Source organism: Sphaerisporangium dianthi (assembly GCF_042654065.1).
In the GTDB taxonomy this organism is placed as follows: domain Bacteria; phylum Actinomycetota; class Actinomycetes; order Streptosporangiales; family Streptosporangiaceae; genus Sphaerisporangium; species Sphaerisporangium dianthi.
In genome coordinates, this window is the sequence record NZ_JBHSFP010000001.1 from 246145 (window position 1) to 266193 (window position 20049).

Annotated in this window: 6 protein-coding genes and 1 pseudogene; all 7 read right to left on the reverse strand. The window is 67.8% G+C overall.

The genetic code is table 11. The features are described from left to right. Positions 1–258: 258 nt before the first annotated feature. The 7 genes and pseudogenes from ACFO60_RS01020 to ACFO60_RS01050 all read right to left on the reverse strand — a co-directional run bounded on the left by ACFO60_RS01020 (position 259) and on the right by ACFO60_RS01050 (position 19650). Positions 259–663 (reverse strand): hypothetical protein, encoded by a 405-nt coding sequence (locus ACFO60_RS01020; RefSeq protein ID WP_380835761.1) that lies wholly within the window; start codon positions 661–663, stop codon positions 259–261. A 17-nt stretch (positions 664–680) separates the two neighbouring features. After that, a complete protein-coding gene (locus tag ACFO60_RS01025) occupies positions 681–1583 on the reverse strand; it encodes a serine/threonine-protein kinase (RefSeq protein ID WP_380835762.1) in 903 nt (300 codons plus the stop codon). Between the two features lie 2 nt (positions 1584–1585). Next, positions 1586–3859, reverse strand: a pseudogene (locus ACFO60_RS01030) (UvrD-helicase domain-containing protein); the annotation flags it as partial. A 67-nt stretch (positions 3860–3926) separates the two neighbouring features. Continuing rightward, positions 3927–10556 (reverse strand): DEAD/DEAH box helicase, encoded by a 6630-nt coding sequence (locus ACFO60_RS01035; protein ID WP_380835765.1) that lies wholly within the window; start codon positions 10554–10556, stop codon positions 3927–3929. Between the two features lie 130 nt (positions 10557–10686). After that, positions 10687–15810 carry a class I SAM-dependent DNA methyltransferase gene (locus ACFO60_RS01040; RefSeq protein WP_380835766.1) on the reverse strand — a complete coding sequence of 1708 codons (5124 nt, stop codon included), beginning with the start codon at positions 15808–15810 and terminating at the stop codon, positions 10687–10689. A 4-nt stretch (positions 15811–15814) separates the two neighbouring features. Then, positions 15815–18598, reverse strand: a complete 2784-nt coding sequence (locus ACFO60_RS01045; RefSeq protein ID WP_380835768.1) for a DEAD/DEAH box helicase — start codon at positions 18596–18598, stop codon at positions 15815–15817. Positions 18599–18633: 35 nt separating this feature from the next. Beyond that, the gene (locus tag ACFO60_RS01050; RefSeq protein ID WP_380835770.1) at positions 18634–19650 is read right to left on the reverse strand and encodes a serine/threonine-protein kinase; all 1017 of its coding nucleotides are present in this window, start codon (positions 19648–19650) and stop codon (positions 18634–18636) included. Between the last annotated feature and the right edge of the window lie 399 nt (positions 19651–20049).

The following is a 20049-nucleotide window of genomic DNA, read 5'->3' on the forward strand; positions in this document are numbered from 1 at the left end:
TCGCTCACCCAGGGCTGACCGAGGTGAACTTTCTGGCGGCCCTCCGGAGCGCGCGAGTTCCGGGTACTCAGCCCCGACGAGCCCTTTTAGTTCAAAAGCCATCATCCACACAACCGTGTGGTCGGCAGCGGGTTCTACAGCGGCTTCGCCCAGCTGCGCCTATTCGAGGCTTGGGAGTTCTCCGGAGAGAAGATCCGGCCCGTCCTACAGGCCGCTCACATCGGTCCCCTCTCGGTCGGCGGCCGGCACCGCTGGTCGTCAGCTTTCCCGCGCCGCCGAATAGTAGGCGTACACGCCCTTCATCTGGCGGACCCAGAACTCGTCCTTCTGCTCCGCCGATGCCCGGCGGGGGATGAGTGCGAGGTCAGCCGCGAGGTTGAAGAAACCGGCTCCGGCGCCCGTTCCGCCGGTATAGGTGACCAGCGCCGAGATCATCATGCCGGTCTCCGGGCGGTTGCGATCCACGATGAGCCCGAGGAGATATCCCATCGCGGCGCGCTCATCCTGCCGCCCGAAATCAAAACCATCGATGCCGGTGCGACGCTCCAACTGGGCGTTCAGCTCCGTGTACGACGTCGGTCTGGACTGCCGTGCGCATTCGATCAGAAATTCCAGGCCCGCTTCGGTGAGCCGGTCCCAGGTCTCGTCATCACGTCCGTACATGGACTTCCTGCTTACGTTCATCCCAGCCTCGCCAGTGCGGCCGCGTACATGTGCGCGGGGTCGGTGGACAGTTCCTTGTCGATCAGCCCGGGCAGCGAAGGTGGTGACACCACCATGGGAAGCAGGGTGTGGAAGACGGACTCCGCGCTCTGCGGGCGTTCTTCGGGGGACTTGGCGAGAAGGTGGAAGGTCAGCTCGCGGAGTTCCCGTGGGGCGTCGGAGCGGCGCAGCGGGGGCGGCGTCTCACGGTGGCTGCGGTCGATCTCGGTCATCAGGTCGGGTGCGGCGAACGGGCGCGTGCCGGTCAGCAGCTCGTACAGCAGGCATCCCACCGCGTAGAGGTCGCTGGAGCGGCTCGCCACCTCCCCCTTCGTCAGCTCCGGCGCCATGTACCGCGCGGTCCCGGGTACGTCGCCGGACCGGGTGATCCGGGAGAACTCCTCACCGCTCAGCGCCGTTGCCACCCCGAAATCGATCATCTTGACGGTCGCGTCCGGAAGCATGACCAGATTGCCCGGCTTGATATCCCGGTGGATGAGGTCGGCGTCGTGCGCGGCGGCCAGGACCGCGCAGACCTGCGCGCCGATGAGGGCCACCCAGGGCACGGGCAGCGGCGAGCGCTCGTCGATCAGGTGGGAGACCGTGTGGCCGTCGAGGTACTCCATGACCAGGAACAGCCGGCCGTCGTCGCTCCCGAAGTCGTACACGACAGGTACGCCGGGATGCCGCAGGCGGGCGGTGATCCGCGCCTCGCGGTAGAAGCGCCGGATGGCCTCCTTCCTGTCGGCCAGGTCGTCCTCGCGGATGAGTTTGACCGCGACGGGCCGGTTGAGTCGCAGGTCAGATCCCAGCCAGACCTGACCCATGCCGCCTCGCGCGATGGGCTGGGACAGTTGGTAGCGCCCGGCGATGGTATTCATGCCAGGAACCTGCTGCGGCGGCCGTGCCAGGAGATCACCAGCATGTCGCGGGCTCGCGTGCAGGCCACGAAGAGCAGCGAGCGCGTCCGTTGCAGCTCGCGCCGGTGGCGCAGCGCGTCACTCCGCTCGTACTGCGCGACGTGACGCGAGGGCACCAGCCCTTCCGCGACACCGGCGATGATCATCCGCTGGTATTCGAGCCCCTTGAAGCGATGCATCGTGCCGACGTGAACGGCGTCATACAGTTTCGGCCCCTCCGGCCCGATGGCGGCGGCCATGATGCCCGCCTTGCCGAGCCGGTTCTCCACCTCGGAGACCATGTGCCGCTCGGGGACGCAGATTGCGATGGCGGCGGGCGCCACGTCGTCCCACTCGCGGACCTGGTCCACGATCGCGTCCAGCTCGGCCTCCCAGGTGGAGGCCGCCCGCAGCGCCGGACGCATGCCGTGCAGCACCGAGCGGTAGCCGGTCAGGTCGTCCCGGCCGTCGTCGAGGTCGTCCCATTCCTCCTGGCCGAGCAGGCCAAGGGCCGCGCCGAGGATCTCGTGCGTGATCCGGTAGCTGAGCGTCAGCTTGGCCGAGCGCCCCCGGATGTTGATCCCGAGGCTCCCCAGTGACACATAGTTGCCGTAGAGCCGCTGGTGAGTGTCGCCGGCGAGGAAGATGTCGTTCGGGCCCTCGAGCACCATGGCGCGCAGCATCTTCCAGTGGGCGGCGCTGAGGTCCTGTGCCTCGTCGACCACGATGTGCCGGTAGCGCGGCCGGTACCAGATCCCGGAGTCATGCTGCAGCTTCACCGCGTCGGCCTGATCCTCCTCGTACGACGCGATCTTCCGCGATCGCTCGATCTCCAGCCGGGCGGCCCGCTCGGCCACCTGCCGGTAGGTCCACAGCTCCTTCTTGTCGAGTTGCTTGACGTAGCGTTCGACGAGTTGCCAGATGGCGGCCCGGTCCTCCCGGTTGATGCTCCGGCCGCGTCCGGCGCGGCGCGCGCGGAAGTAGTCGGCGCGGGAGTTGATCGCCTGGCCAAGGATGACGTGGGACCACTCCGCGTGCAGGAAATCCGGATCCCACCGTGTCTCTCCGGCTTCGCCGAGCAACTCCTCCCATTCGAGGATCGCCTTGGTGTCGTCGATCCACCGGCGCTTTCCGCCCGGCTCCGCCTCCGCCACGATCTTGGCGGCGAGACTGTCGATGTTGACGATGTCGACCCGGTCGACGACCTCGGGTCCGGCGAGTTCCAGCATCCTGCGCCGCAGGTCGACGGCCAGGTTCTTGTTGAAGGTGGTCAGCAGGACCGCCTTGCCGTGCCCGGGTCCGAGTTTGTCGACCAGGCACTTCACACGGTGCAGCGCGACGATCGTCTTGCCGGTTCCGGGTCCGCCGCTGAGGCGGGCGGGCCCGCTGTAGTCGCGTTCCACCGTCTTGCGCTGCGAAGGGTGCAGGAACACGCGCCAGCGCCCGAAGTCGCCTTCCAGGATCTCCTGCAGCGCGGTGTCCTCGGTGGTGACCAGTGTGGCCGGCCTGACCAGCGCGGCCCGGTAGTCGTCGGCGTCGACCGGTTCGGGGGCGGTGACGGGTGCGGTGACCTGGTCGAGCACTTCCTCGGCGCTCTTGCCGTCGTGCAGGGCGAGCAGGACTTCGCTGGTGAGCTGCGGCGCGTACTCGGCCAGGCCGAGCAGCTCGTCCTCTGTCGTGATCTTCGCGATGAGCGGGAGCAGCGGCTCGGCCACGCCGAGTTCCAGAAGCTGCCCGGCCGTGAAGGCGGCGAACAACGGCTCCGGGCCGGCGGCCGGGCCTGTGACCGGGCCCGTGACCGGCGTTGGACCCGGGGCGTGATCGTCGGACGCCGGATCCGGGATGGGCACGGGCGGCTCCTGATCCGCCGCCGCGCCGAGGCCCGGGATGCTCTGCTCGCGTACGCGTTGTTCGATGGTGACGAGGTCGACGAACTCGATGCCGCCGCTGATGGGGTTGATCTGGTAGGCGAACCGGTCGAGGTTCTCGTACACGTCCTTGCGGTGCTTGACCGCGACCAGGATGTAGTCGGACTCGCCGGCGTGCAGCAGCAGCGCCCGGTACTCCTGGTTGACCCGCGCGGAGTACAGCCTCGGATGCCCCTTGAGCTGCTTGAAGTGCAGTCCTGGATTGGCCGGGTTCTTGCGGAACTTGTGCTGGAAATCGTAGATCGCGCCCTTGACGTCCCGGGAGAGCTTGATGATCTCCTTGTCGGCCTTATCGAGCAGCCGCAGCGTCGCCTCGCCCTGAATGCTCACTTATCCCCCCGGTCACGCTCGATGAGTCCGGACGATCCCGCGGGACCGCGGTGGCCGGCAGGCGCGTTCATGTGGCGCTTCTCCCCCGAATCCGTTCGGCGAGGCCCTCGGCGGTCCAGCCTCCTACGTCGTGTGCGGTCCAGCCGGCCGCCGCGTACGCCGCGTCCCGCTTGCGCGCCTCGTCGTCGTCCCCGGCGAGCACGATCGCCACCTTGGCCGACGGCCACGCCATCTCTGCCTGCCATGCCTGCTCGCCGAGCTCGAAACCGACCCCGCCTTCGCCTGGCGCCGGTACGCCCAGCTCGGCAAGGGCGCGGGCGAACTCCGCCAGCCCTGCCTCCTCCGGGTCCAGGACGTCGTAGATCTGCTCCCAGCGGGGATCCACCTCGTCGCCGGACGGCACAGGTCCGACCGTGTCTTCAGCCGGGGGCCGTGGCACGGGCAGCGTCAGGTCCGATGCGGATTCCGCCCGGTCTCCCCCGGGTGCCGCCCTGTCTAGCGAGTTCCCGCCGGATGCCTGCGAGTCCAGGCGCCGCTCGTCCGTCAGGTCCTCGTCGAGCGGCAGCAGGCTCAGCGTGGACAGGATCCCGGCGCCGTCCGCCGCGGCGATCAGCGTCGGGTCGAAGGTGTCCAGCCCGGTGACGGTGAGCTGGCCGCCCTCTCCCGAGCCCAGGTCCAGGAACTGCAGCAGGTTGCTCCAGTAGAGCCAGGCCGCCCAGCGCCGCCTGTGCCCGTCCTCGTCGGCGACGATCGTCTCGTCGCGGTCGTCGATCAGGACGAAGACCGTCCACGTGTACCCGGACCGCTGGTCGACGATCACGGCCAGCGGACATCCGCGTGTGTCGACGGCGCGCCGTATCGCGATCTTGCCGGCGACGGGGCCGGGCAGGGGTTCGCCGCGAAGCGCGGCCATCAGCCGCTCCGCCACACCATCCGGACCGCTGACGCTCTGCGCCTGCGCGGCGCGCAGCAGCCCGCCGCTCACGGCTTCGGCGCGGTGCAGCCACAACTCGGGGTCCGGCTCACCGAGGAACGCGAGCAGCGTGTCGATCGGATTGGTCCACATGGTGCGGACCAGCTCTTCGGTCTCACGTTCCGGGCAGTACCGCTGGTACACCTGGCGCGCGGCCGTCTGCGCGTTGCCCAGATAGGGAGCCCGTAACGGCTCTCCGGGAGGAGGAGGCGCGTACCCGCGCGCCTCCCAGTCGTCCAGGTCTTCCCAGGTGAGCTGGAAGACCAGCGTCCCGTGCGCGCGGAGCCGGGTTCGCTTCGCCGCGTCGCTCGCCAGCCGGTTCTTCGCCGGGGTCGCGTGGTAGTTGTATCCGTCCAGGTAGACGGCGACCTGCGCCGGCCCGCCGCCGGCCGAGACGCCGTCCAGCCGCCGGAACAGCACGTCGGGTCTGGTCTCCCTGATGGTGTTCTGCAGGATCATCTGCCAGTGCGCGATGGAGCCGTCACGCTGTTCGATGCGCAGGTCGGCGGTGCGGCGGCCGTTGACCGCGCCCGCGCGGCCGAGGGTGCCGGGCGTGTCGCCCCGGCGTGCCCACCCCTGCAGCCCGCCGAGGAATCTGGCCTCCAACTCGCTCTCCACCTGGTCCCACAACGAGATCGCGTCGGTGCTGGAGACCGTCGTGGTGTCCCATCCTTCGAGCAGCTCCCGGAGCATGACGAGTGCCTCCGCGCGGCTGACCACGGCGTACTTGTCATCGGACACGTGCGCAAGCAGGCATCTGTGACACGCCGCCTTGACCGGGTCCGCTGCGCACGAACAGGTTTCCACGATCTTCAGAGCCGCGCCGAGCACCTTCCTGAATTCCTCGGGCGCGGACAACCGGTGCAGGTAGCCGGTCCCTCCGGGCAGCGTGTCGTGGAGTACGAGGAATCTGCGGCGCCGTCCGGTCTCCTGGTCGGGCATCGTCGCGGTGACGACGGCCAGGTGGTCGGGGTCGCCGCCGTAGCAGGCCGCGACGCCCGCCATCAGCGCCGCTTCGAACGACGCCATCCGCTGCTCGATGAGCAGGGTCGCGACGGGGAGCAGGATGCGCAGCGCCTCGGTGCGCAGTTCGTGGGCGAGGATCAGCTTGACGTGCTCGACGTCCTCGGCCGCGCGCCGGTAGGCGCACCACGGCCGGTGGTGCCTGCGGGACGGGTCGGCGAACGAGCTGGCCTGCGGTCCGAGGTTCGCCACCATCGCCGGAGGGCCGTCCCAGGTCGCGCCGCCGCAGACCGGGCAGGCGTAGAAGGGGTTGAACCGGACGTCCTCGCCCGCGAACCTGTCGGTGGCGGGCCGGTCGTAGCGGGTGGTGCCGAGGTTGAACCGCCTGATGACCGCCTTGCGCGTGAAGTCGACGCCGAACGTCGTGGTGGCGTGCCTCCAGGAGCCGGGCGCGATGTCCGCCGCCTCCAGGTCGACCGCGACCGCCCGCTCGTAGTACCGCCGCTCCCGGTCGTCGTGGTCATCGCCGATCTGCGCGTCGTCCCGCCGGTCGTGGGCGGTCACGCGGCTCGGGCGCAGTACCCCGTGCAGGCACTCCCGATCCCCGATGGCAGGGTCGGCGCAGCGCGGGCAGGGGCTGGTGTCGGTCTCGGCGAGCGTGGTGCGCACGTACCCGCATTCAGGGCAGATCCGCCAGTGCTCCCAGGCCGGGCGGGACGGGGTGCCGAGGTCCAGTCCGGACACGCGGTGCTGGTAGCCCTGCATGTAGAAGGAGTTGCCGGGTGCCAGCTCGGTGAGCGCCAGCCTGGCCGAGCGCTGGTACTCTCGCACCTCGCTGTGGTAGCGGGGGTTCCCGTCAGGGGTGTCCTCCTGCCAGGTGAGCGTGGCCTCCAGGCTCGTACGGGAATCGATCAGCGAGTAGTTGGGAAGCAGTCCCAACTCCACCAGTGCGCCGTGCGCGTTCGCCCGGCCGATCTCCCCGATACGTTTGGCGACCCCACGGCGCTCGGCGATCAGCTCCCGCTTCCGGCCGCGCTGGATGGGATCGGACTCCACCAGGGGCTCGATGGCGGCGTCGATCGCGGACAGCCGGTCCCGCAGGTCGGACAGCCGCTCGTTCCAGGTCCGCTCGGCCTCGTCCACGGCGTGTGCCAGACCCGCGACGGCGAACGTGCGCAGCTCTGCGGCGGCCCCGGCCGAGACGTTTTCGCCGAACAGGCCGAGGAAGCCGTCGACGAGCGTGGCGGCGTCGTGCAGGGCGGCCGGGACGAAGGCCGCGAGCCAGCCGGTCTCGCCGAACAGCGCCGAGGCCAGCCGCGGAAGCGGAAGCACACCCTGCTCCGGCCGCCCGAATGCTCCGTGCCCGCTCCCCTGTGCGGGCGGCCGGCCCGGTGCGCCATCGCCGGTGAGCCTGCCGCGGGCGCACAGGTCGACCAGGTGGGCGACGTACTGGCGGCGCAGGATCTCCACCGCCGACAGATAGCTCCCCGGCGGCACGATCTCGCCCGCGATCATGTCCCGGGGCTCGCCGAGGAAGTACAGGTCGCGGGGCGACCTGCCGACCAGCGTGACCAGGAAGGCGTTACCCGTACGACGGCCCGCCCGGCCGACCCGCTGCACGTAGTTCGCCGGACCCGGTGGCAGCGAGGCGAGCACCACGGCGGACAGGTCGCCGATGTCGATGCCCAGCTCCAGGGTGGGCGTGCACGCCAGCACGTTCGGGTCGTTGTACCGCGTGCCCTCGCGGAACCGCTGCTCGACCAGCTCGCGCTGCTTGCGGGTGAGCGCACCGGTGTGCTCGGCGGTGACGACCCGGAACACGCCTTCGCCGCCGAGGTAGAGCCGGCGATAGTAGTCACGCCGGTAGTCGAGGTCGTCGCGGCGGGCGAGGCGGCCGGCACAGCGGTAGCGCGGGCACGGCTGGCCGAGCCAGTCGCCGGCCAGCTCGGGATGCACGGTCTGCTCCCAGGCGCAGGCGTCGCAGCCGATGCCGGCTTCGCCGGTCTCACGATCGGCCAGCAGCCGGATCTGGACGTGGCCGGGCTGCAGCCCGTACACCCGGGTGGCCCCGTCGCCCGCGACCCGGGCCGACAGCACGCCCTCCCCTGCCAGCATCGGCAGGATCCGCGCCAGGTAGTCGCCGGCGGCACCGCGCCCGAGGCCGAGGCAGCGGGTCGTCCAGTCCTGGTACCAGCCCTGGTCGGCGTCGATCCGGTCGAACTCCGACCGGTTCTTCTTACGGTCGAGCAGGAACGTCGGCGCGGACAGCCCCTTGGGGAAGGCGGGCATGCCCTCGGGACGCTTGCCCCAGATCGCCTCATACCGCTTGGTGCCGGCGACCGCGATCCATCGATCCAGCCAGGCGTGCTTGATCGCGCCCCGGGTGCGCAACCGCTCCAGCAGGCCGCGCACGTACGCCACATAGCGATCGTCGCCGGCGAGCTCGATCATGCCGTGCATGTCCAGGTGCACGTCCCGGGCAAGCGCGGCGACCTTCTCGGGGTCGTTCAGCACGACCTCCGCCGCCGCGGTGCGGGTGAGCTCCAGCGTGCGGCCCTGCCGCGAGCGCAGCCCGAGTTCCATGACGGTGGCGAACGCCAGCCGCTCCCCGATCAGGCCCCACGCCTGCGCCGTGCCCGTGGTCTCGCCGGACAGGATCGCGTCGACCTCGTCCCGGTCGTGCAGGTCGGGTGGCACGACGGCGGACAGCACGTCCGCATCGCTGGCGGCGGCGATGAGGTCGGCCACCAGATCGTTGAGCAGCGTCGGCGTCTGGTCCAGGCGCGAGGTGAGCAGCCGCCGCAGCGAGAACGTGTAGGAGCGGTTCGCGACGAACCCGGCCCGGTGGGCGGCGTCCTGCACCGAGTCGTTGAACAGCAGGGTCTTGCGCTGCCGCGGTTCGAGCTGATCGCCCGCGAACAGCTGGGTGATCGTCACCGAGGCGAGGGAGGCGAGGCCCGCACCGAGGAAACGGATGCCCTGGTCCATCTGGCAGGCGGGGCAGCGGTCCTGTTCGGCTGCCCGGCCGGCTTCGGCCTCGGTGCGCAGATCGACCAGGACGAACACGTTGTCCCCATCGCCGTAGACGTCCTTGTGCGGGTCGACCGGCCGTACCCGGTCACCGTCGAGCACCGCCACCCACGGGGCGGTGCCCTCGACCTCGCGGCGGGTGGCGAGCAGCAGCGGGCGGATCCGCTTCTTCTCCGCCCCCGCGGAGGCGCGGTAGATCTTGTCCGGGTTGGTCACCAGCTCCTGGGGGTCACGCTCCGGCGAGTAGGCCGCCCAGCCGGACCGGCCGCAGTGGCGGCAGTACACCGACGGCAGCAGCGTCTTGCCCGCCGGGTTGAACGTGGAGTCGGCGTCCAGGACCGCGAGCTCGCCCACCCAGGCGAAAGCCGGCGAATGATGCACCAGGCGGAGCAGCCGGGACACGGCTCGGACCCAGATGTGCGACTCGATGTGCAGCAACGGCCGGGCAGGGTCGTCCGGGTCCTTGGCGGCCGACAGCAGCGCGACGAAACGGGCCAGCGCGGTCGCGGCCTGGGCGGGCGACTGGCGGATCGCCCTGCCCCAGTTGTACGCGCCCCGGCGCGGCAGCAGTTCGAGCATCTCCTCCATCGTGGCCGGGCCCCCGCTGAGCAGGTCGAGCACCGCCTGGGTGAGGATGTGCGTCTTGAGGACCTTGCCGAGCTCGGCCGGCGTCAGGTCATTCTGCCCGGTGACCTCGGCGGCGATCTCGCCGAGCGCGGCCGGGTCGCGCAGCGGGTCGCCGAGGACGGCGAGCGCTCCGGGGTCGGGAAGCGGCAGGGTGACGTCGATCTCGCCGACGAACTCCTCCGGCGTCAGCCGGTCCTCCCCGACCACGGCCCCCTCGGGGAACGGCGTGCCGAAGACCTGCTCGGCGACCTGCCGGATGGTCTCGCCGTCGGTGCCCTCACCCAGGGTCGCGGACGTGGCGACCGGGCAGATGCCGCCGAGGGGTCTGCCCTCTCCCTGGCCGGAAACCCTCGAGTGGCCGGTGGCGGCGGCGAGGCGGCGCAGCAGCATGGCGACGTCGGTGCCCTGGGCGCCGTCGTAGGTGTGGAACTCGTCGACCACGACGTAGGCGATGTCGGCGTCGTCCCAGAGCGGTAGGTCGTCGGCCCGCTGGAGCAGCAGGTCCAGCATCTTGTAGTTGGTGATGAGGATGTCGGGCGGGTTCCTGCGGATCTCCGCGCGCTGGGTCATCACCCGCTGGTAGCCGACTTCGGGGGTGTCGCCGATGTAGAGCGCGGCGGTCACCCGGTCGAGCTCCGTCTGCTGCAGGTACTCGTTCAGCCGGTGCGCCTGGTCGGTGGCCAGGGCGTTCATCGGGTACAGCAGCACGGCCTTCACACCGGGCTTCTCCTTGGCCCGCTCGCGCCGGCAGTGGTCCAGCACCGGGATCAGGAACGACTCGGTCTTGCCCGAGCCGGTCCCGGTGGTGATCAGGGTGGGCTCGGGGGTCTTGTTCAGCGAACTGAGCCGCTGGAAGGCCTTGGCCTGGTGCCCGTACGGGGCGAAGTCCTGCGGCGCCCACCCCAGGTTGTCCCGCCATCCTGTCTCGGCGGCCCGGAACGGCGTGCGGATGCGGAGGTAAGGCCCTCGGAAGATGCCCTGCTCGCGATGGTTGAGAAACCGCTCGAGCGCCTCACGTACGGGTCTCTCTGCGAGGGCGAACGTGGTCGTGAGGTACTGCGTCAGATTCCGCCGTAACTCCTCACCCGCCAACGTCGGCTTCACGTAGCCCTCCTATGAAGTTGTATGGCTAACGCCCTGCTTTGTGCGCCTATAACCCGACTACACGTCTGACGATCCACGCCACCGGCCCGCCAAGCCGCCTCCCGGGTACGGCTCCCGCCCACGAGAGCCATCACTCCCCCGCCTGCGCCCTGCGAAGCCGCTCACTGAAAACCGCATGAGCCTGCCGATACTCAGCCTCCCGGTCAGCCTTATAGAACGGCCCCACATACCCATCCGGAACCGGCCCACAAATCTCCGGATCGAGGTGGGCCATCAACTTCTCATAGTGCTCTTTTGTCTGACCGTAACCATAGGTATTGAAGTTCGCCGCAATCTTTCGACCACGCATGTCGAACCAGGTCTCTGATTCGAATTCATCCAGCACGGGAAAGCGAGACCGATAGATGGAAACTAGCTGATTTGCGTCGATTCCCATCCAAACGGACACGAGCGCATCCAATTCTACAAGCGCCGCCCTTCTCTCCAGCTCACTGCGCAAAGGTGATGCGAGTCCCCATTTTTCCGAAATTCCCCCAATTGCAGGCAACCCTGGCCAATCGAGACACCATTCCTCCAATCGCCAAGCTTCCTTGTATAATTCACTCCACAGTTCACCGTATACACGAGTTAGGCAATTCAGGCGAAGCGTTCTAAGGATGAGTGATTCCACCAAAGGGTGCTGAAGGTGGGGTGCGGGCATAGCTCGCGCCTCTGTCACATCCAGATGGCCACGTCCGGTAATTCTCAGTAGATAATCCAGCGGAAGCGAGGCCCAAAAGCCTGCGACCAAAACAGTCTCTCGATTAGTTGACATCGCCATACTGCGAACAGCATGAATGTGCGTAGGGCCAGGTGGAATCAGAGCCGCGTACAGGCTTCGTTCGTTACTGGGAGCAATCATTTCGCGCCATGCCACCCGGAAGTAGTCGGCGTATGACCGACCATCCCATACGTCTTGCGCCTTTTGATAGGAATCCAAGTTAGCGACCCGCCTATAGTTGCTACGCAGGACACCATCTTCCGGGATTTCCTCTGGGTTCAATGCTGTATAGTCTCGGTTACTCCTACAAGGAATATTCGGCTTCTTCACCATAGGGTTCGCCACCCCTAGCAACGGCCCTTGGAGTATAACTTCCGACCAACTTTCGGGGTCAAAGGTGTCCCAGCCAATGAGGCCAAGCTTCTTCGCATTCGCCTCATGATAGCCGCCACTGATCTTGGGTTGGGCTTCTCCTAGCCGTCGACCGAAGGAGGCTAGCGCGGAAATCGCATGCTGCTCTTCTATGGTTACGGGATAGAGTAGCCTTACTTGCTCCAGCGGCGCTTCGAGATCACCGGAGAGTTCGCGCCATCTGATCAGCACTTGGGGGTCTACCTCGATCACTCGCGCCGAATGCGGGCGCAGATCCCAATCTCCATTATATTTCACTCCAGGCAGGTCGCCATCAGCTCCACCTGCAAGAGAGCCGATAAGGGTGCGCACATCAAACAGCCAGCTCAGATGCTTGAAGCAAATCCCCTTTTCCGTTCCGTAAATATGAAGACCGAAGTGCGTACGCCGGTTCACAGGGTCCGGAAAGAATCGATTTCCCGCGTTCATGAAGTCTGCATGAATAAGCAAACGACGATATGACGCCTCCCTCAAGCCGCCTTCCTGACCTCCTACAAGATGACTGTCGGGGTGAATAAGGCCAACCGTACCGCAGGGCGCGTTATTTACCCAGCATCGAATCATGAATGCCCGGTATAGGTTAGGCTGCGTACCGACTAGAAGCTCATAAGTGCCGGGCGAAGAGAAGAAGCCGTTACTACCTACCTGCACAACAAGCTCGTTGAGGATGAAGAGAGTAGCTCGAGCACTCCGCAATACCGCCTTCTTGCGCTGCTGGAAATCTTCTGGAAGCGGCTGATCCGCAAGCTTGAACCAAGGATCTAATTCAGCGAGAACAGGAGCTTCCTCCCATGTGGGACGCACCCACGGTGGATTACCGACCTGAAGGTCAAAACCACCCGTAGAGAGCGCCTGGGCGAAGTGGAGTTCCCAGTGGAAGAAGCCTTGTTGATCGGCGATGTCTTCGATGGTGTCGAGCCAGGGGAAGTGTTCGGCCAGTTTGTTAGGGGAGGCCATGCCCATCCAGAGTGGTAGCTGGTCTTCGTACGCCTCGAGGTCGGCCAGGCTGGCGAAGTTCGAGGCCAGGGAGTCTTCGTGGATGTCGGCGCGGCCGAGGAGGGATTCGGCGAAGTCGAGCCAGTCGTCGAGGTTGGCGAGGGGGATGACAGGGCGGAGGGGTTCGAAGACCGGGCGCTTGCGGGCGGCGGGCTTCGGGCGGGTGGCACGAGCTTCCTTGGCCTCGTGGGCGAAGCCGTCGAGGGACAGTTGCTCGTCACCGATCGCGAACAGCGCGTCCTGGTGACGGACCCGGAAGCCGATCGTCTCCTCGGCATCCGCGGCAGCGGGAATGGGCGTCCGGAGCAGGTCAGGGGTACTTGAGCGTGCCGGAGACGACGCTCCACCGCCTCCAGGCTCCGCGCCGACCTCCGTGGTGGCCGGTGTTACAGCGTCTGATCCGTAGTCAGATGCGCTTAACGGGGTCAGCCGGGTGTAGACGGGGGCGGTGCCGTCGAGGAGGGCGGCCTTGTCGAGGGGCCAGAACCACAGGGCGCACCAGGCGTCCATGACCTTCTTCAGGCGCCAGTACGGCGTCCCTGGGGCGACGAGGTCGCCGAAGACCTTCTCCTTGGAGACGGCGTCGGCGGGGTGGTCGATCCAGTCGGCGCCCCAGACGTCGATTTTCCTGCTGATCTCGCGCTCGGAGATGGCGAGACGCTGGATGACCAGGTCCCAGAGGTATTCGGCGCGGCCGGAGAGCGCCTGGAGGCGCTGGAGCTGGGAGAGCTTCCGGCCACCGGACTTCTTGTCCGACGGTGACTTCCTGATCTGTCGACGCCAGTCGCCCAGGCGCTTGGTGTCCTCGGGGGCGAGTTCCCTGGCCTCCTTGGCCCCCGCGACCGCTCCCCAGCCCTCGGCGGGCAGCAGGAAGTGGTGCACCTTGCCGGAGGGGAGCTTGCCGGCGGAGAACGGGACGTCCTCGGGGGCGGACTTCAGCCACTGCCCCTTGACCAGCGCCGACGGGTCGTACACGCGCCGGCCGGCGCCGATGAGGGAGTTGCCCCGCCGCAGGTGCAGCCCGAACCAGGGCGCCTGGAGGCCGGGGTGCATGACGTTCAGCCAGACGGACACCTCGGCCAGTTCGATTGCGGTCTCGTTGAGGTCGACCCCGTAGGCGTTGTGCAGCGCGATGTACGCCTTGACCCGCTGGAGCGTCTCCTCGTACTTCTCCGGATCGACGCTCTGGCCGAGTTCCTTCTGGCGACGTCTGAGGTATTCGGCGGCCACCTGGTTGATGGCCTCGTTGAGGAACGCGCCGGACCCGAGGGCCGGCTCGCAGATCTTCCATTCCAGGATCTCGCGGGCGGTGGTGACCGTGTCGTCCTGGTCGAGGCGGTGCTGCAGGGCGAGCTGGACGGTGACCTGGGTCAGCGACTCGGGCGTGTAGTAGGAGGCGCTGGTCTCACGGTCACGCCCGGCGAGCCGGTACACGAACGCGCCCTTGGGGTGGTGCTGGTAGCCACCGGTCAGGTTCCCGTGCCTGTCGACCTCGGGAACGAACACGTCCGAGGGGTAGTCGTCGACCTTGGAGGCGGGGATGGTCCAGGTACCGCCGTGCGGGTCGCCGTGCTTGGCGACCTCGTACAGCTCCTCGGTGGAGATGAAACCCGTGTAGGACATCAGGCCCTCGTACACCGCGCCGAGCTGGTTGATGCCGAGTTGCGCGTACGAGATGAACCCGCCGCGCTCCTTTCTGCGGCCCTGGGTGAGCATGAGCAGGCGAAGCACCTCGTGCAGCGTCTCGTTGCGGAGCCGCGTGTCGATCTTCGGCGCTTCCGGGTCGTCCTCGTCGTACCCGGGCATGGTCAGGGCTTCGCGGCCGATGAGCTTGATGGCCTCCGGCTCGAACAGCCCCGAGCGGAGCGCTTCGAAACGCAGCCCCTCTCCTTCCGAGCCCTCCGGCGCGGCGCCACCCCGGGGGCGGTGGCCCCTGTTGACCAGCTGGAACAGCTTGTCGAGCGACTCGTACAGGTGGAACCCGTGCCTGCCCTCCTCGCCGGACAGGTCGCGGACGACGAGGTCGCCGAGCCGGGCGAGGCTGTACCCCTTGGTGTAGTCATCGTCGTCGGTCGGCAGGATGCCGTGCTCGGGCCGTGCCTCGGCGTACAGCAGGAACAGGATCCGGTAGAGGTAGCGCAGTGCTTCGCGGCCCAGTTCCTTGGCGAGAGCACCAGGCTCCATGATGTCCTCGGGCTGCACCTGGACGGGCCCGTCCTCGGTGGGCCGCTCGGCCTGCCGGATGCGGTTCAGCACCTCGTTGGCGATGAGCTCGACGGACTTCTGCAGCCCTTTGCGAAGCTCGGTGGAGACGCCGACGGCGTGCTGACGGGAGCTGGTGAGCAGCTCGTCGAGCTTGTCCGCGCCGCCCTCCTCGGGCGGCAGCAGCGAGTCGGCGCCGAACAGCGCCGCGATGACCTGCAGCTCTTCGGAGCTGTTGCGCCCGAGCGCCACGTCCAGGCTGACCGCGAGGTAGCGCCCTTCCCCCCACGTGGCGCGGTCGGCGAGCACGACCACTCCCCCCGCGAGGATCAGCACGTAACGCGGCGGAGTGTCGCTCGCGAGCAGCCACGACGCCAGCTTGGTCACCGACGTGAGGCGCTCCCGGTTGTCGAGCTGCACCGGGAACAGCACCCGGCCCGAGCGGGCGTCGAGGGCGGCGTCCACGTCGGCGGCCCAGCCGCACTCCACGGCGACCAGGTGCTGGTCGGCGTAGGCGACCTGGACGGCGTACTCCTTGCCGGCCCGCTCCACGGTGATCTCGCGCGGCTCGGCCTCGAAGGCCAGGGAGCGCAGCACGTCACCGTGCAGCTCGTTCAGCGCCTTACGCCATTCGGTCTCCTCGTCCGGGCTGACGGCGTCGTTGCCGCGCAGCCGGGCGTCGAAGTCGGCGAAGAAGGGCCGGCCCGCGAAGTACGGCTTACCCAGCGCGCGCAGGCCGCGGCGCGGCGTCGTACGGCCCGCCTTCTCCTCGTCGTTCCAGCGGGCGAGCAGTCCGTCCTTCTTCTTGAGGTCCTTGGGCAGGACTTCGGCGAGGTAGTGCGCCGAGAAGTAGTCGCCGCGGTTCACCAGCGAGTCGAAGCTCATGGGTTCAGCCCTCAATCAGTACGGCGAGCACCCGCAGCAGCGGTTCACCAGTGGTCCGCAGGGAGTCGAGAAGCCGCCGCTGTTCTTCGACGGTCTCCCGCACGCCGGCCGACCTGCGGCCGAACTGGGAGACATGCACGCCGTCGAGGGTGAGCTGCTGCCACTCGGCGAGCTTCGCCCGGTAGGCGTCGAGAGGCTCGACGATCTTCGCGTCGTAGTGCGCCCTTCGCTCTTCCAGATGGGCACGGGCGACTTCGACCGCCGGTTTCACCAGGTCCTGGAGAGTACGGAGGTCGAGCGGCAGGCCCGGGTTATTCATCCGCGGCCCGACCTTGGCCTGGCGCAAGCTCTCCACCATGTCGTGCACGGCGGGCGAGGGGGAACCGGTGAGCCCGGTGACCGCCATCCACTCCACCACCGTCGGCTGGCCGAGCGTGTTGGAGTAGATGCCCTGGATGAGGAAGGTCGGCTCGGTGACGTCCGCGATCAGCACGGGGGCCTTCTGCCGGCCGAGCCGTACGAGGACCTTGTCGGTGAGCCACTCCACCAGGGGATGCAGGTCGGACAGGTAGGCGATGTCGGGCCACATCGTCTTGGTCCTGCGGGCCTCGTCGAGCTTGCGCTGGGCCAGGGAACGACTGAAGGTGACCTTCATCCGCTTCCTGACGTCATGCGTGCGCAGGTAGGAGGAGGGGAGTGCGGAGAGCCGGTGGACGAGGTCCGACGGCGGCTCGAAGGCGAGCATCTCGCCGTCGTCCTCTAGGTCTTTCAGCAGGCCGAGCGTCTCCACGCTCTCGTTGACGAAGTCCCTGGTGCTGTCGAACAGCTTCGGGACGTTCGCGCGCGCCGGCTCGGAGTCGCCGTGCTGCTCCCCGTCCTCCGCGAGCAGGTCGGCCATGACGTCGCGGCCCGCGTGCGCCTCCAGGGACTCCTCGACGGTCTTGCCGTCGAGAAGGTCCTGGATGAGCCGGCGTTCCTCACGCTCGGCGCGGTACTCCCCGGTGACCCCTTCGGCCGTGCCGAGGCTCTGGTGTGCGGTCGCCTCCTTCTCCAGGAGCTTCTCGGCGACCAGCGTGTCGTCCTTGGCTCCCGGCACGCCGGACGTCAGGATCAGCGCCGTGAACTCCGGCTGGTACTCCTGCCCGTAGCGGTCGATGCGGCCGTTGCGCTGCTCGATGCGGATCAGGCTCCACGGCACGTCGTAGTGGACGAGGTGGTGGCACTGCCGGTGCAGGTTGACGCCTTCGGAGGTCACGTCGGTGGTGACCAGTACGCGCACCTTGCTGTCGGCGAGCGAGAACCGCTCGATGACCTCCTGCTGTTGCTGGTCGGTGAAGCCGCTGCCGAGCATCATCTCCACGGCGCCCTGCGTGGTCAGGCCCAGCCGCGCCGGGAGAGCGCCTGCGAGCCACTTCACCGTCTCGACGCTCTCGGAGAACACCACCGCCCGGCGGTCGCTGCGCGGGCCGACGCCGATCTCGGTGAGCTGCTTCACCAGGGCCGCGAGCTTGGCCGAATCGCTGTCGGTCACCTGGGCGGCGAGCCTGCCGAGCGTCTCCAGCGCTTCCCGCTCGCGCGGCTCGGGCGGTTTGACGGTGTTCTTCAGCCGGTTGGTCACGGTCTTGGCGAGCGCGTGATGCGAGGAGAGGAACGCCTTGAGCAGGGTGTAGGGAAACAGCCGTCGTTCCTTGCTGACGAGAGCCCCGCCCTCGCGCCGGTCGCCGGCCAGCCACACCTCGGTTAGCTCGGCGAAGATGCGCTCCTCCGGGCCGGAGGCTGCGCACCTGATCGGGACGGACGGCCCACGGTCGGGCCACTTGGTGCCTATGTGGTCCCGCACCTCGGGGTTGACCTTCGTACGGCGGATGTAGAGGTGCTTGATGTCCTTGGCCGAGTAGTCGTCGTCGTTGGCGATGGCGGCCGGATCCAGCATGCGGATCAACTCGGCGAACGACTTGCTGTCGCCGTTGTGCGGGGTGGCGCTGGCCATCAGCAGCGCGTCGGTGCGGCGGGCCAGCAGCCTGGCCAGCTTGTTGCGCAGACTCGTCTCACCGATCAGGTTGTGCGACTCGTCGATGACCACGGCGTCCCAGTGGATCTTCTCCAGGTGCTGGCCGTACTTGCCCTCGTTCTTCAGCGTGTCGACGGAGACGATGATCCGCTTGTAGTACGTGAACGGGTTGCGCCCAGCGGGGATCTCACGCTGGATGCGCTCGATGCCGACCGAATCGAGCCGGATCAGCGGGATGGAGAACCGCGTCCACAGCTCGTGCTGGAACTGCTCCAGCACCTGCTGCGGGGTGACCACCAGGATGCGATCGCCTCGGCCGCGCCGGATGAGCTCGGCGAGGATGAGCCCGATCTCAAGGGTCTTGCCCAGGCCGACCACGTCGGCGAGCAGGATGCGGGGCCGTAAGCCCTTCAGCGCCAGTTCGGCCGGGCGCAGCTGGTAGGGCAGCGAGTCCAGCAGGAACCGGTCGGATAACGCGAGGCCCTTCTCGGTCTGCGGCAGCGGCGTCCTGCGCAGCACCGCCTCCAGGAACAGGCGGCTCTTGGCGAAGTGCCGCGTCTCGTCCTGTTCGAGGACCGTCTCTTCAGGACGCATCAACTCGACATCGTCGAGGTCGGTGAAGAACACGGCCTCCTCGTCCTGGACGAACTCCGACGCGCCGACCACCGTGATCCGGTGATGCTCGGCGTCGTGCTGGACGGGGGTACACGTGCGGACCAGCCACTCCGCTTCGCGGATCCAGACCCGAGCGCCGGGGGGAAAGGTCGTCTCGGTCACTGCTCTCCTTTGGAACTGTCTGCGGACCGTGCCGCTCAGAATCTGGCGTTGCCGGCGTAGGCGCCGCGCAGACGCTCGGCCAGTCGCGCGACGACGGTGTCCGCGTTCAGGACGTGGGTGAGCTCCCGCCTCCGCCGCAAGGGCTCGTCCATCTCGGGGGGATCGGATGGCCGCTCCACGTACGTCGCCACCGCCAGCCGCCGAATCGCGACGGGCAGGGTGACTCCGTCCCTGGTGGCCAGCTCGGTGAACCATGCCCTGGCCTGCCCCACGTCCGGGCGGTCGGCGGGGTCGTGGGCGAGCATCGCCGAGACGATCGGGGTGATGTCCTCGGGAAGGCCGTCCAGGTCGGGCCGCTTGGCGGGGTCGGTGATGATGTAGAGGAGCGCGTGCAGATTCGCGGCGTCGTAGGGGTAATGCTTGGTGAGGGCGAACAGCAGCGTCGCCCCGAGCGCGTAGACATCGGCCTTGGCCGTCACGGCCTTCGGAGTGTTGATCTGCTCGGGGGGCATGCACGCGGGGGTGCCCAGCATCGACTCCGACGTGGTGAGGTCGGTCGGCCCTTCAGCGAGCGCGACCAGGCCCATGTCGATGACCTTGGGCCCGTCCCTTCCCAGCAGGACGTTTCCCGGCTTGAGGTCCCGGTGGAGCAGGCCCGCCTGGTGAACGGCGTGCAGCGCGTCCGCCAGCAGCACGCCGAGGGTGGCCGCCTGATCGGCCGGGAGCGGCCCCTGGAGGTCGACGAACTCGCGCAGGCTCAGCCCTCGGACGTACTCGACCGCGAGCCAGGGGCGTTCGCCCTCGTCCTCGGACGCCTGCACGAGACTCGCGATGGAAGGCCCTTGGATGGTGCGCAGCGCGTCGATCTCGCGGGCGAACCTCGCCCGCACCTCGGACCGGTCCGCGAGGTCCTCACGGATCACCTTGACGGCGACCCGCTCGTAGTCGGGCGTGACCCCGAAGAAGACCCTGCCCATGCCGCCGGCGCCGAGTCTGCCCCGTAAGACGATGCCCCCGATCCGCTGGGGATCGGACCGGTCCAAAGGAGTCACAACTACCGCCTCGCCGACGCTAAGAAGATCAAGCCATCATCGTAAACCGGTAAAGCCAATGCAAGACTTTGATTTGGACAGACACTAATCACAAAACAGCATGTCCGATTCATCACTTACGACCCATTTAGCTAGCAGTTTGACTAAATTGCAGCCACGGCCACACTTGCAGAACAAACCGCAGAAGCCATGCGGGTGACTCACGTGTGTACTGAACCTTAAGACATGGCGCGCGGTCCTGTCGACCCCTCCAGTAGAGTTGTGCATCAAGTTCACAGAAGTCTACACTCGAGCCAGCGGCTCTCCCTGCCATATCGCGGATGCGGACAGAGCAGGCCACCCAGAAACCGTCGACCCCTGACACGGCGGCGCCTGGTACCAGGCTGCACGAGGCGACGA

Excerpts from the sequence above, each read along its gene's own strand:
- ACFO60_RS01020 (WP_380835761.1), bottom strand. The coding sequence starts at position 663 with ATGTACGGACGTGATGACGAGACCTGGGACCGGCTCACCGAAGCGGGC.
- ACFO60_RS01025 (WP_380835762.1), bottom strand. The coding sequence starts at position 1,583 with ATGAATACCATCGCCGGGCGCTACCAACTGTCCCAGCCCATCGCGCGA.
- ACFO60_RS01040 (WP_380835766.1), bottom strand. The coding sequence starts at position 15,810 with ATGAGCTTCGACTCGCTGGTGAACCGCGGCGACTACTTCTCGGCGCAC.